At 31.6% G+C, this 15,067-nt stretch carries 13 protein-coding genes; 6 read left to right on the top strand and 7 right to left on the bottom strand.

What is annotated here, in order from left to right; all coding sequences use genetic code 11:
* The first annotated feature begins 152 nt into the window (after positions 1–152).
* The 5 genes from pdxT to EOV51_RS13360 all read left to right on the top strand — a co-directional run bounded on the left by pdxT (position 153) and on the right by EOV51_RS13360 (position 8,605).
* On the top strand, positions 153–719 hold the full coding sequence (gene pdxT / locus EOV51_RS13380; RefSeq protein WP_128153036.1) for a pyridoxal 5'-phosphate synthase glutaminase subunit PdxT: 567 nt from the start codon (positions 153–155) through the stop codon (positions 717–719).
* Between the two features lie 751 nt (positions 720–1,470).
* On the top strand, positions 1,471–3,246 hold the full coding sequence (locus EOV51_RS13375) for a hypothetical protein (protein ID WP_128153035.1): 1,776 nt from the start codon (positions 1,471–1,473) through the stop codon (positions 3,244–3,246).
* Positions 3,247–3,327: 81 nt separating this feature from the next.
* A complete protein-coding gene (locus tag EOV51_RS13370; RefSeq protein WP_128153034.1) occupies positions 3,328–5,073 on the top strand; it encodes a hypothetical protein in 1,746 nt (581 codons plus the stop codon).
* A 181-nt stretch (positions 5,074–5,254) separates the two neighbouring features.
* Positions 5,255–6,049: an SDR family NAD(P)-dependent oxidoreductase gene (locus EOV51_RS13365; protein WP_128153033.1), complete on the top strand. Its 795-nt coding sequence runs from the start codon at positions 5,255–5,257 to the stop codon at positions 6,047–6,049.
* Between the two features lie 291 nt (positions 6,050–6,340).
* On the top strand, positions 6,341–8,605 hold the full coding sequence (locus tag EOV51_RS13360) for an ATP-binding cassette domain-containing protein (protein WP_128153032.1): 2,265 nt from the start codon (positions 6,341–6,343) through the stop codon (positions 8,603–8,605).
* A gap of 207 nt (positions 8,606–8,812) precedes the next feature.
* Here the strand turns inward: EOV51_RS13360 and EOV51_RS13355 are convergent, their stop codons facing one another.
* The 5 genes from EOV51_RS13355 to EOV51_RS13335 form a co-directional block, all read right to left on the bottom strand.
* Positions 8,813–9,235, bottom strand: a complete 423-nt coding sequence (locus EOV51_RS13355; RefSeq protein WP_128153031.1) for a hypothetical protein — start codon at positions 9,233–9,235, stop codon at positions 8,813–8,815.
* A 3-nt stretch (positions 9,236–9,238) separates the two neighbouring features.
* Positions 9,239–9,898, bottom strand: coding sequence for a hypothetical protein (locus EOV51_RS13350; protein WP_128153030.1), 660 nt, complete (start codon positions 9,896–9,898; stop codon positions 9,239–9,241).
* Between the two features lie 659 nt (positions 9,899–10,557).
* Complete coding sequence (locus tag EOV51_RS13345; protein ID WP_128153029.1) at positions 10,558–11,352, bottom strand: GIY-YIG nuclease family protein; 795 nt, start codon at positions 11,350–11,352, stop codon at positions 10,558–10,560.
* A 340-nt stretch (positions 11,353–11,692) separates the two neighbouring features.
* Positions 11,693–12,208, bottom strand: a complete 516-nt coding sequence (locus EOV51_RS13340; protein ID WP_128153028.1) for a 5' nucleotidase, NT5C type — start codon at positions 12,206–12,208, stop codon at positions 11,693–11,695.
* Between the two features lie 13 nt (positions 12,209–12,221).
* Positions 12,222–12,977, bottom strand: coding sequence for a DeoR/GlpR family DNA-binding transcription regulator (locus EOV51_RS13335; protein ID WP_128153027.1), 756 nt, complete (start codon positions 12,975–12,977; stop codon positions 12,222–12,224).
* Positions 12,978–13,103: 126 nt separating this feature from the next.
* Here EOV51_RS13335 and EOV51_RS13330 point away from each other — a divergent pair, with 126 nt between their 5' ends.
* Complete coding sequence (locus EOV51_RS13330; protein WP_128153026.1) at positions 13,104–13,733, top strand: Crp/Fnr family transcriptional regulator; 630 nt, start codon at positions 13,104–13,106, stop codon at positions 13,731–13,733.
* Positions 13,734–13,768: 35 nt separating this feature from the next.
* On the opposite strand, the gene hxlB is transcribed toward EOV51_RS13330, so the two are convergent.
* Both hxlB and hxlA read right to left on the bottom strand, forming a co-directional pair.
* A complete protein-coding gene (gene hxlB / locus EOV51_RS13325) occupies positions 13,769–14,335 on the bottom strand; it encodes a 6-phospho-3-hexuloisomerase (RefSeq protein WP_128153025.1) in 567 nt (188 codons plus the stop codon).
* Entirely contained in the window at positions 14,325–14,966 is a 642-nt protein-coding gene (gene hxlA / locus EOV51_RS13320) for a 3-hexulose-6-phosphate synthase (RefSeq protein ID WP_128153024.1), read from the bottom strand. The genes hxlB and hxlA overlap by 11 nt, the downstream gene beginning before the upstream one ends.
* Between the last annotated feature and the right edge of the window lie 101 nt (positions 14,967–15,067).

Here is a 15,067-nt window from a genome sequence, read left to right as displayed (position 1 = left end):
ATAAAAAATTGTAATCATTTTGGGAAATGATATTCTGATGTTCTTTAAGGGTATCAGCTATCTTATGTAATTGTCTTTTTGGTTTCATTTGCATCTGATTAAAAAGATTTTTCACTTCCCAGGATGATTTTTTTATGTAAATATTATATAATATGAAAATAGGAGTATTGGCTCTGCAAGGAGCTTTTATTGAGCATAGAAAAAAATTAACTGAATTAGGGGCAGATTCTTTCGAAATCAGAAATAAATTTGATTTATCAGAATCCATGGATGGACTTATTTTGCCAGGAGGAGAAAGTACTGTTATGGGTAAGTTATTATATGATTTAGATATGTTAGACGATTTAAAGTCTAAAATAAAAGAGGGATTACCTGTCTTTGGTACATGTGCAGGACTTATTCTTTTAGCAAAAAAAATAGAAGGTAGTCAAGAGTCATTTTTAAACGTTATGGATATAACAGTGAAACGCAATGCCTATGGAAGACAATTAGGAAGTTTTTTTGCAGAAGCGCAATTTACAGGTATAGGAAATATACCCATGACATTTATTAGAGCACCTTATATTTCAGAATTATCAGATAGTGTCACAGTGTTATCTGAAGTAGGAGGAAATATTGTTGCAGCAAGTGAAAAAAATATTTTAGGAACTTCCTATCATCCGGAATTAACTTCATCAAATCAGGTACACAAATATTTTCTTGATAATTTTTGTTACTAGTCTCAAACTTTTTTTACATTAAAAAATTTCATAATCTGCTAAATAGTTATACTTAGCAGTTTTTTTATTTATTATAATTATTTATTAATAAAATTATTATACTTAAATCTATTCACTAGCTAAATAAGTGTATTATAAATGATTTATATCAAAATATTATTAAATTATAAAAGAAATTAAATCTTATAAATAATGTTAATAGTTCAATTATATTTTAAATTAATTAAATAAATTCTTGGTAAGAATTTTGTCTTATTTTTGCATAAAATTATGATTTAATTGTTAAATTTTTATTCTATTTGTTTTGTGCAATTTTTTTAATCAAATTATTAGTATAAATATTTAAAATTTATTCATAATAAAATAAAATATTTTCTTATTGATTAAATTATGTCAGTAAATCTATCAATTTGACTTATTTACTAGTTTTTATGTGAAAAAATATTATATATAAATGATTTAATAAATGGTTTTTAATCCAATATATATTAATTTGTTAATTGATGAAAGAATAATTAAAAATTTAATTTCAAATCCTATATATTTATATTATATATAATTTTTATAATTAATTTAATAAATGTATATGTTTTTTTTCAATTTGATTATTTTTACTCGTTATATTATGTAAAATTTGTTTTTTTAAATATAAATTTAGAAATTTGTCAATCAAAAATTAAAGCTCATATTATAATTTTTAAAATTATAATATTATTCATAAATTATAATTTAAACAAAAATGTATTAACACATGAAAAGGACTTTATTATTTTTAATGTTTACATTCTTTCTTGGAATAAATTTAAATGCCCAGGTAGGAATTGGAACAGATTTACCCGATCAAAGTGCGCAACTGGAAATTTACTCTAGAGATAGAGGTGTTTTACTCCCACGTTTGCAGCTTGCAGAGAGGAATGCCATTACTAATCCGGCAGAAGGATTAATTATCTACAATTTGAATGAAAAATGTCTGAATATTTATAAAGGAAGTGACTGGAAAAGTTTTTGTGGGGATGCAGAGCTAGCTAAAGTATCTGCTTTGGATTGCACCGAAGCTCAAACTGACTTCGATTTTGCAACTAAGACCATTGATTATACCCAGGATCCACCTGTTGCAAACGGTACACCTACAATACGGGCACAAAGGCCTTTAACTGGTGATAACACTATCAGGCTAACCATTGATGTTGTTAGTGAGGGAGCTATAACTGTAACTGCAGTTACTTCTAACGGGTATAATTTTTCATACTATAATCCTTTAATTGGTGTTGGATCACAAACAATAGATTTAATACCCAGTGGTAGTCCAAAAAATGAAGGAACCGATTCAGTTACTATAACTATTAACGGAGAAGTTCAAAGTTGTAAACCAACTATAACAGTAGGCCCGAATGTTGACCCTAAAGAGTTTACTGTAGATTGTACTACGGCTACAGTTAACGGAAGATATATTAAAGGTCAGGCTGTAGACGGGAACAATTATATAACTATTAAAGTAACCAATACTTCATCCACTGAATCAGTTAACTATCATGTATATTCTTCAGACGCAATTAACGGGGTGTCTTTTGACGGAAGCGGAACACTGGAAGCATCTCAATCTAAAGTGATAGCTTTATTGGCTAGTGGAACCCCTACGGACCAGGGCTCTTTTACTTTTACCATAAATTCCAATAGTACTGTTGAAACAACAAGTTGTACAGTTCCTATAATTTTCGAAAAAATTTATCGCAAAGTAAATGTTTTAGGATTAGGAGGAGGAGCCTATCAACCAGGTTCAGCAAGTAGTGCATATGCTCCCAGAGCAATATTAGAAAATTCAGCCAATTTCGGTATAGATGTAAATAGTAAAATTTTAGTCAACGGTATTAACATTGTTAACGGTGCTTATGCTCAGGGTACGGCATTGCAAAATTTTATTACAAATAATAGTATAGATATTGTGATAATTGGATATGATTATCAGCCAACGGACGAATCAATAACTATTTTAAGTAATTTAGTGAAAACAAGTGATAAGCCAATTATCCATTCACAGGAAAACGGGGTTGTGAGCGTACAAAATATGTTAAATTCTATATTCGGTACCTCTAATATTACGGTTACAGGTTCGTCACCGACATTAGTTAATCCGTTTACAAATGTGGACAATGAAATATTAAACGGTCCGTTTATGGATTTAAGAAATGCTACAGGGACTACAGATATAAAATATGGTGCTAATGATGTAAATAATGCATATTATGTAAATAATTTACCATCTACTGCTGAAATATTAGCATATAATAACACAAATACATCAGTTTGGGGGCTTAAACATGCCAGCCTTCCTTATGTATATATTGGAGATTCAGGGTGGATGTTAGGTCTGGTTAATAATCCAAGTGATACTACCTACCCTTCAGCAATGCAACCATTGGGTGTTCCAATATCTAAATCTTATCAGGGTGGAACTGTTTATAATAGTTACTTGTATGCTAATGCAGTAGCTTGGGCAATAAAATATGTAACACGTAACGATAATTAATAGGTCAAATAAAAGACAGAATTCAAATTCTGTCTTTTTATGCATTTATTTTTGTTATTAAATTTAACATTGAAATACAGAATGAAAAAATATATACTAACAGTACTAACTTTTATAATCTGTGTAAATATACAGCTTTCAGCTCAGGTAGGAGTTGGTACAGATGCTCCAGAAGACAGTTCACTCTTAGAAGTTAATTCAAGAACTGCCGGAGCACTTATCTCACGTTTATCAGAAAAAGAACAGGAAAGGATAACTACTCCTGTAGAAGGGCTTTTAACTTATAATATAACAGATAACTGTCTGAATTTTTATAATGGTGAAAAATGGAAAAAAATGTGTGGAGATGCATCGCCAGCCAATTTTGCTAAAATTAGAACAGGAACAGATGCCTGTAATAGTTGGCAGTCAGCATTTAATAATTCTGGAAGATACATTCAAGGCAATCCAATAACCTCGGGTAATACTGTATACTTACCGATAGAAATCACTTCTCAGGGTTCTCTGAATATCATTGTTCAATCCAGTAATGGGTATACTTTTTCTTATTACAGTCCAATGGTTGGGGTTGGAGATCAATTAATTGCATTAAAAGCGGGAGGAACTCCTCAGAATGTTGGAACAGATACGCTTAAATTAACAATCAATGGACAGGAACAAACTTGTTATCCTACCATAACTGTAGAATCAAATGTGCCTCCGGTTTATGTAACGGTAGATTGTAGTAAAACAAAAGTAAACGGACGCTATATTGTTACTAAAGATACTAATACTTCAAATAACTATATTTCTGTGACTATGGTAAATACTTCAAACAGGAACAGTTATAGTTATAATTTATATACGGATACTATAGATGGTGTTTCATTTAGTGCTACAGGTACCATAAAAGCTGCACAGACTTTGGTTGTTAACTTAACGCCAACCGGGACATTTACTACCGAGGGGACTAAAAACTTTACAATAAAGTCTAATAGTACAATGGAAATAACGAATTGCGACGCAGCAGTTAAAGTAGAAGAAATTATGAGAACCATAAACATCTTAGGTTTAGGTGGGGGAGCTTATCAGCCTGGAACAGCATCAAGTGATATTGCCTCAAGAGCTATTTTACAAAACACAAGTAATTTTGGGTCTACTGCTGATAGTAAAATATTAGTTGATGGGATTAATATTGTAAATGGTGATTACAATCAGGGAACTGCCCTTCAAACGTTAATCACCAATAATAATATTGATATTGTTATTATAGGATATAATTATCTGCCAAATGATCAATCGATAACTATTCTGACAGATATGATTAGAAATAACAAACCGGTGATTCATTCACAGGAAACAGGAGAGGCAGGAATTCAGAGTATAATGAACAATTTGTTTGGCACTACTACCGTAACGGCTACAGCCGCATCTCCGTCACTTCTAAATCCGTTTACTGATGTAGACAGTCCAATTCTTAATGGTCCTTTCATGGATTTAAGAAATTCTGCTGGAGCTGCCAGTATAAAATATGGAGGAAATGATGTTAATAATGGAGATTATGTTTCCGGATTACCTTCAAATGCAATTATCTTGGCGAAAAATAATGGTAATGATACCGTTTGGGGAGTACAGCACCCTACCTTACCTTATGTTTTCTTTGGAGATTCCGGATGGATGACAGGTACTGTAACTAATACTGATACAACTACGTATCCTGCAGCTATGAATCCTCTGGGAATACCGGCTTCTAAGACATATGTAGGAGGTACAGTATATAACAGTTATCTATATGCCAATGCTGTTGCCTGGGCAATTGATTGGGTACACACTCATGATACTCAATAAAAGAATTAATATATTATAAATCAAATAAATAAAAAGCCTTGTATTAATACAAGGCTTTTTTGTGTCTAAAATTTACTAATAATTTAATTTTCAGAAAAATAAAAGAAAATAGTTAGGTGAAATAGGGTAGAAGGATCGGTTTTTGAATATATACTATCATTAAACCTAAAAAACAATCGGAATGGATTTAGAATTAAAAGGAAAAACAGCCTTGGTTACTGGTTCAACAGCAGGCATAGGATATGCAACCGCCGTAGGACTTTTGAAAGAAGGAGTAAAAGTATTTATCAACGGACGTGAAAAAGAAAAATTAAAAGAAGTATTAAAAAAAATTCGTAAAGAAGTTCCAGATGCTGATGTGGATGCAGTTGCGGCAGATTTTTCCAAAGATGAAGATATAGAGTCTCTTATTAAAAAAGTTGATCAGGTAGACATTCTTGTAAATAACGTTGGTGTTTATGGTGAACAACCTTTTGAGACAACCTCTGATGAAGAGTGGATGCGTGATTTTAAAATTAATGTTATGAGCGGGGTTCATTTGTCAAGGCATTATATACCAGGTATGAAAAAGAAAAAATGGGGTAGAATCATATTTATATCCAGTGAGTCTGCAATAAATATTCCCGAAGATATGATTCTGTATGGAGTAACTAAAACGGCTCTTTTATCCCTTAGCCGGGGATTGGCTAAAAGTTTACGAGGTACACAGATTACAGTAAATTCCATTTTGCCTGGTCCAACCTGGTCTGCGGGTAATCTGAAAGGAATGGAAAAAACAGCAAAAGAGAAAAATATAACTGTTGAAGAAGCATCTTTTGAATTTGTAAAGGAGAAAAGACCGGATTCGATTATACAAAGATTTGCACAGCCGGAAGAAGTTGCTAATCTGGTGGTTTATACTGCCAGTCCCAGAGCTTCTGCCACTACCGGTGCAGCCTTGCGGGTAGATGGAGGTGTTGTTAATACAGCATTTTAATTTATAAATAGAGAGTTAAAAAACAGGTAAATTTATTTACCTGTTTTTTTGTATTTATATTTTAAACTAAAACTATTTTAATATTAAATAATTACGTAAAAAATTAAAATTAGAGTAGAGGTAAGGCCTGATCTTTGTAAATAAGAAAAAGTTGTTATGCTATTCTGATAGTATCATTTTATAAAATTAATATATTACAAAGAATACATTAATAAAATATTGAAATATCAATTAGGCTAAGCTCAGCAATAATTAATTAATTTAACATCATCTATATATATTTAAAATTTTATGGAAACTCATGATATTATAATATCCGGAGCTAAAGAAAATAATTTGAAAAATATTTCTTTGGTAATACCTAAAGGAAAAATAACTGCTTTCACTGGCGTATCAGGTTCAGGGAAATCTTCTTTAGTTTTTGATATTGTAGCTACTGAATCACAACGTTTGCTAAGCGAAACTTATAGTAGCTATATACGACATAGAATGATGGCTAAGTACACGAAACCGGAAGTTGATAAAATAGAAAACCTTGCAGTAGCTATAGTTATAGATCAAAAACGAATCGAAGGTAATTCTCGCTCAACGGTTGGTACTATTACAGATATATATGCTTTATTAAGATTATTATATTCAAGAGTTGGAGAACCCTTTGTAGGTTATTCAAATATATTTTCATTCAATAATCCCCAAGGGATGTGTCCACGTTGTGAAGGTTTAGGAAAAGTAAATACGATAGATCTAACACGTATTATTAATAAAGATAAGTCATTAAACGAAGGAGCTATTGAATTTCCAACTTTTGAACCTGGAAAATGGAGATGGATACGGTATGCTTATACCGGTTTATTTGATAGAGACAAGAAGCTGGGTGAATACTCAGAAGAAGAATGGCATAATTTGTTATATGCAGAAAAAGTGAAGCTTAAAAACCCGGATCCAAAATTTCCTAAAACTGCTGTTTATGAAGGATTACTTCCCAGGTTTGAAAGAAGTTTTTTTAAAAATGAAGGAAGATTGAAAACCGGAAAAGTTGCAGAAAGATTCAATGAAATCGCTGTAGAAGGAGAATGTCCGTTATGCCATGGTAAAAGGCTCAGTCAGGAAGTGCTTAAATGCAAAATACAAGGAAAAGACATAGCAGATTGTTGTTCATTGCAGATTGATGATTTACTGGATTTTTTAAAAAGTATAAAAATAAATCCTGTCATAAAGCCGATATTAGAAGAGTTAATGCCAATGCTTGAGAATTTGATTCTTATAGGATTAAGTTATCTTACTTTAAATCGTATAACACCTACCTTATCAGGAGGAGAATCACAGCGCATTAAATTGGTACGTCACTTGGGAAGCAGTCTTACCGATCTAATTTATATTTTTGATGAACCCAGTATAGGCTTACATCCCAGTGATGTTCATAAATTAAACAAATTATTGATAGAACTTAAAGAAAAAGGCAATACGGTTTTAGTTGTTGAGCATGATCCAGATGTGATAGCGCTTGCCGAACATATTGTAGATATGGGGCCAAATGCCGGAAGAAATGGAGGAGAGGTTGTTTATAAAGGAAGTTTAAAGGGGTTATTAAAATCCGGTACCCGAACAGGTAACTATTTATCGGAACCAAAGTCTATAAAAACTCAATACCGAAAACCGAAAGGATATATGGATCTATCCCATGTAAATCTTCACAATTTAAAAGATGTTTCAACACGAATACCGGAAGAAGTAGTTACAGTAATCACAGGAGTAGCAGGATCAGGAAAATCTTCATTAATTAAAGCTTTTCTTTCTCGCAATCCGGAAGTAATTATGATTGATCAAAGTGTTTTAAGAGGATCCAGACGTTCAACACCAGCAACTTACACCGGAATTATGGATACTATCAGAGAGATGTTTTCCAAACAAAATAAAGTTAAAGCATCATTATTTAGTAATTTTTCTGAAGGAGCCTGTCCGGAATGTAAAGGAAATGGAATTATTTCCACTGATTTAGCATTTATGGACTCTGTAGAGGTTATCTGTGATTCATGTAATGGAAGTGGGTTTAAAAATGAAGTTTTACATTATTTACTAAATGGTAAAAACATTGTTGAGGTATTAGGATTATCCGTTGAAGAAGCTTTAGGTTTTTTTACCGAACCTGCGATTACATCAGCATTAGAGAGATTATATGAGGTTGGTTTGGAGTATTTAACGTTAGGACAGTCATTGAACACGCTTTCCGGAGGAGAAAGGCAGCGGTTAAAACTAGCCAATGAACTGGGTAATAAAGGAAACTGCTACGTTTTTGATGAACCCACCACAGGACTTCATGGTTCAGATATAGCGAAGCTTATGAAGCTTTTTGATCGTTTATCCGATAACAAAAATACATTAATTATTATTGAACATAATCTGGATGTAATAGCAAAAGCTGACTGGCTCATAGATGTAGGTCCCGGAGCCGGACGCGACGGAGGTAAAATTATTTTTGAAGGATATCCTAAAGATATAATTAAACTATCAGATAATAAAACCGGATATTATTTGAAACACTATGTTAATATATAATAGAATTAATTATTTTATATGAGTTAAGAGAAATGTACATTAAAATACTTTCCCTTTATTAAAAGTCTCATAATCATATTAATAATGAATTAAACAGGAACTATTGCATTATAAAATAGGGTAAGGGAAAATTTTGTATTAAAATCACTGTTTGATATTATTTAAACAAAGTAAAATAGATAATCGTATAGCTTTGTAGAATAAACGTTAAAACTCGGCTTCCTTGCTATAGGTAGTATGGGCAATAGAACTCCATCGGCCATTTTGCTTATGATACCATACTGTTAAATTATCTTTTTCATTGGCACTCCAGGTAATTTCTCTGATCCAAATATTTTTATTTTCAATATCTTTTTGTTTAAAATGGTTTAACAAGCCCGATCTAAACTCGTTTATAGCACCTTCTTCCTTGCCTAATATAAATGTATCATCTCTCAGCGGAGGATATTTTTGTACGGCTTCTTCTATACTAAGATTTTCAATATTTTCAAAAGATATATTCGTGACCATTGGAATCTCTGATTTTTTTACTTTATTAGATTTCTGATCTGCCTGAACAGAATTTTTTGTTTGTGATTTATTACAAGAATAAGCCAGTAAAATGAATATATACAGAATAATTTTTTTCATAGATTAAGCAATTATAAAATAGGTATTAGGTATCATGCTGTTCAATTGAATTAGAATATAATCCAAATGTCTGTTTCTTAGTTCGTTGCCAATGTTCATGATGCTGGAATAATCCAGTTTGAATCCGCCGTTCAAAAGATTATTGAGGCTGTATTCATCGCTATGAATGGCTGTTTTGCCGATCAGGGCAAAATAAGAATTTCCAACTGTGTGTCCAAACTCATGAGCTATAGGATATTGATAAAAAGATTTAGAATTTACCTTTCCTTTAAAATTTAATTTAGTATCCTCAGTATCTAAATGGATAACTCTTTCATTCCATTTGATATAACTTTGTTCAAAAGTATTAGGTGCAATTTTGGTAACAGTAACATTCCAGTGGGGATTCTTTAACACCCATTTAATATCAAAGTTCAATGTAAACGAAGTGCTCTTATGCTTAGTAGCAAAATTGGAACTACCGGTAACTTTCAATTTAAAATACCCGCTCCAGACAGACCATATACGCAAATCGGCTAATTTATGAAAATGCCTTTTTTCACTCAATAACCAGGGAGTTACTTTTGTGTGCCATAGATATTGCCATTTTTCCTGAACAAGAATACTATTTTGTTCTTCCTCAATAAAAATATCCATTCTATCTGTCTTTTTAGTTATAGACATAAATTATAAAGTTAAATTCTTTATATAAATGAATTTGTTAAACAAATATAATATAAAAATAATAATTAAAAATATATTTTAACATAATTGTTCTTTTACTTTTTTTTATTTACATATAGGAATTAATGTGTTTTATTAATATAGTCAAGAAAATAGATATTTGTAAAGGAATTTTAATAAAAGTAAAATGTAATCTGTATTTGACTTATGATGAGTATTTATCAATATAGATGATTTACAGGAGCGAATTCTTAGACAAAATGTATAATTGATATTGGGGAGATAAAAGATAAAGAGATATAACTAATAGGAAAGCGTTTAACTAAGTAAAAATTATGAAATTTTTGAAGCTCACATTGTTTAGACGAACCTATATTTTCTGATTAATTTAATAAAATCAGAGTAAAAAATTGGGGTGAAAGAGTAAAGATCACAAATAAATAGAATTAAATTGATAAATCAATTACATGCAGCTTACTTTAAATAAGGTTTTGAAAGGAGTGAGACTATTCTGAGATTTAAAATTAATCATTAATGGATAAAAAAACAGATTAAAATATTATTTCTCTAATTTAAAGTTAAATAGAGTATTAATTTATAGGTCAGTGTTTTACTTGAAAATTTAATTAAAAACCATTACTTTATTACATAAAGAGAATTTAAATACAGGAATTATTTCTTAAATAACTACGAATTATTCTACGTGCGTCCTTAGTATCTGTTTTAGGGTCTATAAAACTTTCCAGCTTTTTTCGGGTTTTTTTAGAGCAAAAGCCAAATCCTTTGTAAGTTCCATTCTCAATAAGGACGAGCCCTTTTTCATTGGTAGTTCTTCCTGTTAATTGCAGCAAAAAGGTAGATTCCGGAAATGAATTCTCACTCAAATACTTTTCAACTCTTAAGTTATATTCCATAACCGGCTCCTTAGAAATACATGCGCCCAGACATTCCTTTATAGTGTAGTGGAAACATTGAGCTTTTGACTTATATAATCCGTTTATTTTTTGACAGAGATTGTATTTTTCAGTAATACGGAATAAATCTTCACGTCCGTGTTTAAGACTAGGGTAAGAATTAACTTCCTGAAAAGAATTATTTATTTTTTTTAAGACTAAAGCAACATAACCTTCAGCAGTAGTTTCTGCATACAGTCCATAATAAAATATACTGTTTCTTTGTGCTCTGTTATATATAGGTTTGTATTTTTTTATTTGTTCTGATTCCCAAAGCAGAGCAATAAGTTCACTTCCGGTAAGTTCATAGCTCACACGACAGGCAAATGTTTGAAGGTTTATAGACTTTCGATCTGTGCATGTAAAATGTTGAGCAAGTCTTTTTTTTATATTGTTACTTTTTCCAATATAAATTAATCGGTCATTCAGGGAATAAATATAATAGACACCAGGCTGATTGGGTAATTCGTCAACAATTTTTTTTAAATCTTCACGCATCATTACTTTACAAAGTTACTAAAGATTAATAAGATAGTGAAAAAATATAACTATAAATAAGGTGATGATGCAGATGTTCAACGTATCTACATATAAATGAAATATTTTTATCTTATAATTTATATCAGTAAGTAAACATTCGTAAGATTATTTTTTAGCTGGCTTAGCTTATAGGTATATGCATGTAAATTACTCAAAGAATATTAAAAAATTTAAGAGGCTTCCTAATATTGTGAGACTCTTAAATTATACAAAGCTGTTTTTTACAAAGGAAAATATTAAAATTTAAAAGTAATTCAAAGAAGTACTTTTAAAGTAAATGTATTCAGTAATGCTTTCAACTTTAAAGAATATCAGTTATTTGATTCCAATTGTTAACACGGATGTAGTCATCGTTTTTTATAAAGATATTATGAGGTTGACTAAATATTATTTTATCACCTTCAAAAAAATCCAGATTTTTAGGATGGTCGTCAATCATAATATCTCCTCTTACACAATCTTTATTACCACACAGAACCACCTGTTTCCATGAAATGAACGGGAAAAATTCAGCCAGCCAATCTAATTTTTCTTTTAGACTGTTCGGAAACTCTGTAGCTGAAGAAACAATTAATACTTTGTATTTATCATTAAGGTAATTAAGCCCTTCGACACTTCCTTCAATTAAAGGAGCCGTTCTGAAGAATCCTTCTGATCTGATAATAGAATTAAAGTTTGGAAAAGCTTCGGATTCCGGCTTTCCGCTTAAAGTAGACAACTCTATTAATGTTCCTGATTGTTCAGATTCTTTTTTTAAAAATTGAGTATAGAAATCGGCCAGTACGCCGTCCATGTCAACTAAAATTTGTTTTTTCATAACTTAATTAGATTTAAATGACCGTACAATGCATAGCATCATTCAGCCAGGTTGATTTTATTTGATGAACCTGCTCGTCTTTTACAATAAGATAATCTATATGGGAAAGCTGAGCAGTTGTATAGGTTTCTGCGGTGTTAAGTTTATAACTGTCTCCTAAAACCAAAATTTGCTTGCTTCGTTCCGTCATAGCTATTTTAGTAAAAGCTTCTTCTCGGTTAGGGTCTGTGGTTCCTTTTTCAGGGTGTATATTACTAGCTCCCAACACATACCAGTCAGCAGTAAAAGTTTGTAAGGCTTTTATGACAGGCACACCCGTAGTAATGCGTGAAGAAGGAAAGACATTTCCTCCTAAAAACATTAAATCTATAGATTCTCTGTCTATTAATTCATTTACAACAGGAAAACTATTGGTGTAAATGGTCAGATGTATATCATTCGGTAATTGCCTTGCCAGTTCCAGATTAGAAGTTCCTCCATCAATTAAAATAATGTCATTTTCAGAAAATAAAGGAATTGCTTTTTTAGCAAGTTCTTGTTTTTCAGGGATTCCGGTATCCAGTCGTTTAGTAAATTCAACAGGAATGCCTGATTTGGCTATAGCTCCCCCATGAACTCTGGTTAAAAGACCTAATTTATTTAGTTCAGCAAGATCTCTTCGCAGGGTATCATCAGATATAAGCAATTCTTCGCTTAGCATTGTTACCTGAACTCTGTAATCCTGTTTGAGTTTCTTAAGTATGTATTGGTGACGCTCTTCTTTAAGCATAAACTTATGAGTATAAATTAAACAGGCAAATATAAGTAATATAACCGCATAAATGCGCATTATATTAAATAAAAAAATTAATATATGCGTTAATATGCTTATATTTATAAATAAATTATTACGCTTATGATTCATTCGGATGTATACAATTGGAAAAATGAAAAATACTTGCCGGCTTTAGCTGTTGCTGAACTCTTTTCTGAAAAGTACTGTACTTTACCTATTGAAGCTCTTAACCATTTATCATTAATGATAAATACAACAGTATATACCAAAGGAGAGATAATTTTAAATATAGGGCAGACTGCCAAAGATATCCTATACGTTGAAAAAGGTATATTGAGACAATACTATTTTAAAGATGATTTTGAGATTACAGAACATTTTACCTGTAACAGTCAAGTTACATTTTGTATTGAAAGTTTGTTTGAAAAAAAACCAACTAAACTATTGATTGAAGCTGTTGAGACAAGTATCATACATGCAATTCCCTACCAGGGCATCGTAGATCTTACACACCATTATCCCGCAGCGATTCAGTTACTTCAAAAAATATTGGAAACTTCATTAATAATATCTCAGAAAAAAGCAGATTCCTGGAGATTATCTACAGCTTCCGAAAGGTACAAACGTTTTATGAAAGAATATCCTTCAGCGCTTTTAAGAGCTCCGGTTAAGCACATTGCTTCTTATTTATCCATGGCTCCGGAATCATTAAGCAGAATAAGAAAAACCATCGCAAAAATAGTAGAATAACAGAAAGTTTACATACTTTAATTGAAAAGTAGTAATTATTCCAAATCAGCGTGTCGGGCAAACATACTATCTCCGGTTTCCTTCAATTGATCCATGAGGCTTAGGACTATGGCATCATAAAGTAAAAAACTAAGTTGTTCAAAAGCAGATCCCATGGGTTGTATGGATAAAGTTTTATTTGTTATCTTTTGATCAGCCTTTGGGGATACTCCGGGAAGGGGTATTATGGTATTAGCTAGTAATCCGATACTGGAATGAGGGTTGAGTGTAATTAATGCTAAATCTAATCCGCTCTTTTTCGCTTTATTAGCCATAGCAACTAAGCTCTGGGTTTCACCCGATCCGGATCCAATGATTAATAAATCGCCTTTCTTGCTGTGCGGAGTTGTAACATCGCCAACAAAATTTACGGAAAATCCGAGATGCATAAGTCTGTTGGCAAAGCACCTTATAACATATCCGGAACGACCTGCACCTGCAAGATATATACGATTGGCTTTCATAATATAGGCAACGAAATTATCAACTTCGTCATCATTAATCAGGCTTGAGTTGAATGATAGTTCCTGAATGATTTTTTGTAATTTTTCTTTAGTTTTCATATTTGTTTTTATTTATTAAAGTATAAATGGTTTTAGCTGCTTGTAAAGGATTCTTACATGCCATAATACCGCCACCTACAATAAGTATTTCTGGACTATAGACTAAATAAGCCTGCAAATTGTCGGTATTAATACCCCCAGCCACAGCTATTTTAGATTTTTTTGTAAGATTTTTAATCTCAACAAGATCCTCCAAAGGAGTTCTTCCATTTTTCTGTTGATCAACTCCTGTGTGCACACCCAGGTAATCAACATCAAGATTTTCAATGATAGGAATACGTTTTTTTAAATCGGCACATAGCATATCTGCCACCACTTTTTTTTTATAAAGCTTAGCCGTATCAACACATGCCTGTATAGTAGAATTATCTGTAACCCCCATAACGGTAATATAGTCTGCTCCCGCATCCAAAGCATGTCGGGCTTCCATTGCTCCTGCATCCATTATTTTAGTATCGCAAAGTATTTCTTTATCAGGAAAATGTCTTTTTAATATACGCACGGGTTCCATTCCTTCCAGCATCATCAAAGGAGTGCCAACTTCTAAAATATCAACATACTCAATGAGCGGAGTAACTTTACTAACTAGTTCATCCAAACGAATAGTATCTAATGCTAATTGTATTTTCATAATTGATTTAATTAAAACAAGTGTAAAATTATAGCGGTTACATCATATATAAAATAACATTTGTTAGAAAATACAGGCTCGGTTCAAATCTTTATTACTTG

The sequence above is a fragment of the Apibacter raozihei genome (genome assembly GCF_004014855.1).
Classification (GTDB): Bacteria; Bacteroidota; Bacteroidia; order Flavobacteriales; family Weeksellaceae; genus Apibacter; species Apibacter raozihei.
Note: the sequence above shows the minus strand (reverse complement) of the source record. Positions and strands in the feature narration are given on the sequence as shown.

Coding starts and splice junctions, on each gene's coding strand:
- pdxT (WP_128153036.1), top strand. CDS start 153: ATGAAAATAGGAGTATTGGCTCTGCAAGGAGCTTTTATTGAGCATAGA.
- EOV51_RS13375 (WP_128153035.1), top strand. CDS start 1,471: ATGAAAAGGACTTTATTATTTTTAATGTTTACATTCTTTCTTGGAATA.
- EOV51_RS13370 (WP_128153034.1), top strand. CDS start 3,328: ATGAAAAAATATATACTAACAGTACTAACTTTTATAATCTGTGTAAAT.
- EOV51_RS13365 (WP_128153033.1), top strand. CDS start 5,255: ATGGATTTAGAATTAAAAGGAAAAACAGCCTTGGTTACTGGTTCAACA.
- EOV51_RS13360 (WP_128153032.1), top strand. CDS start 6,341: ATGGAAACTCATGATATTATAATATCCGGAGCTAAAGAAAATAATTTG.
- EOV51_RS13355 (WP_128153031.1), bottom strand. CDS start 9,235: ATGAAAAAAATTATTCTGTATATATTCATTTTACTGGCTTATTCTTGT.
- EOV51_RS13350 (WP_128153030.1), bottom strand. CDS start 9,898: ATGTCTATAACTAAAAAGACAGATAGAATGGATATTTTTATTGAGGAA.
- EOV51_RS13345 (WP_128153029.1), bottom strand. CDS start 11,352: ATGATGCGTGAAGATTTAAAAAAAATTGTTGACGAATTACCCAATCAG.
- EOV51_RS13340 (WP_128153028.1), bottom strand. CDS start 12,208: ATGAAAAAACAAATTTTAGTTGACATGGACGGCGTACTGGCCGATTTC.
- EOV51_RS13335 (WP_128153027.1), bottom strand. CDS start 12,977: ATGCTTAAAGAAGAGCGTCACCAATACATACTTAAGAAACTCAAACAG.
- EOV51_RS13330 (WP_128153026.1), top strand. CDS start 13,104: ATGATTCATTCGGATGTATACAATTGGAAAAATGAAAAATACTTGCCG.
- hxlB (WP_128153025.1), bottom strand. CDS start 14,335: ATGAAAACTAAAGAAAAATTACAAAAAATCATTCAGGAACTATCATTC.
- hxlA (WP_128153024.1), bottom strand. CDS start 14,966: ATGAAAATACAATTAGCATTAGATACTATTCGTTTGGATGAACTAGTT.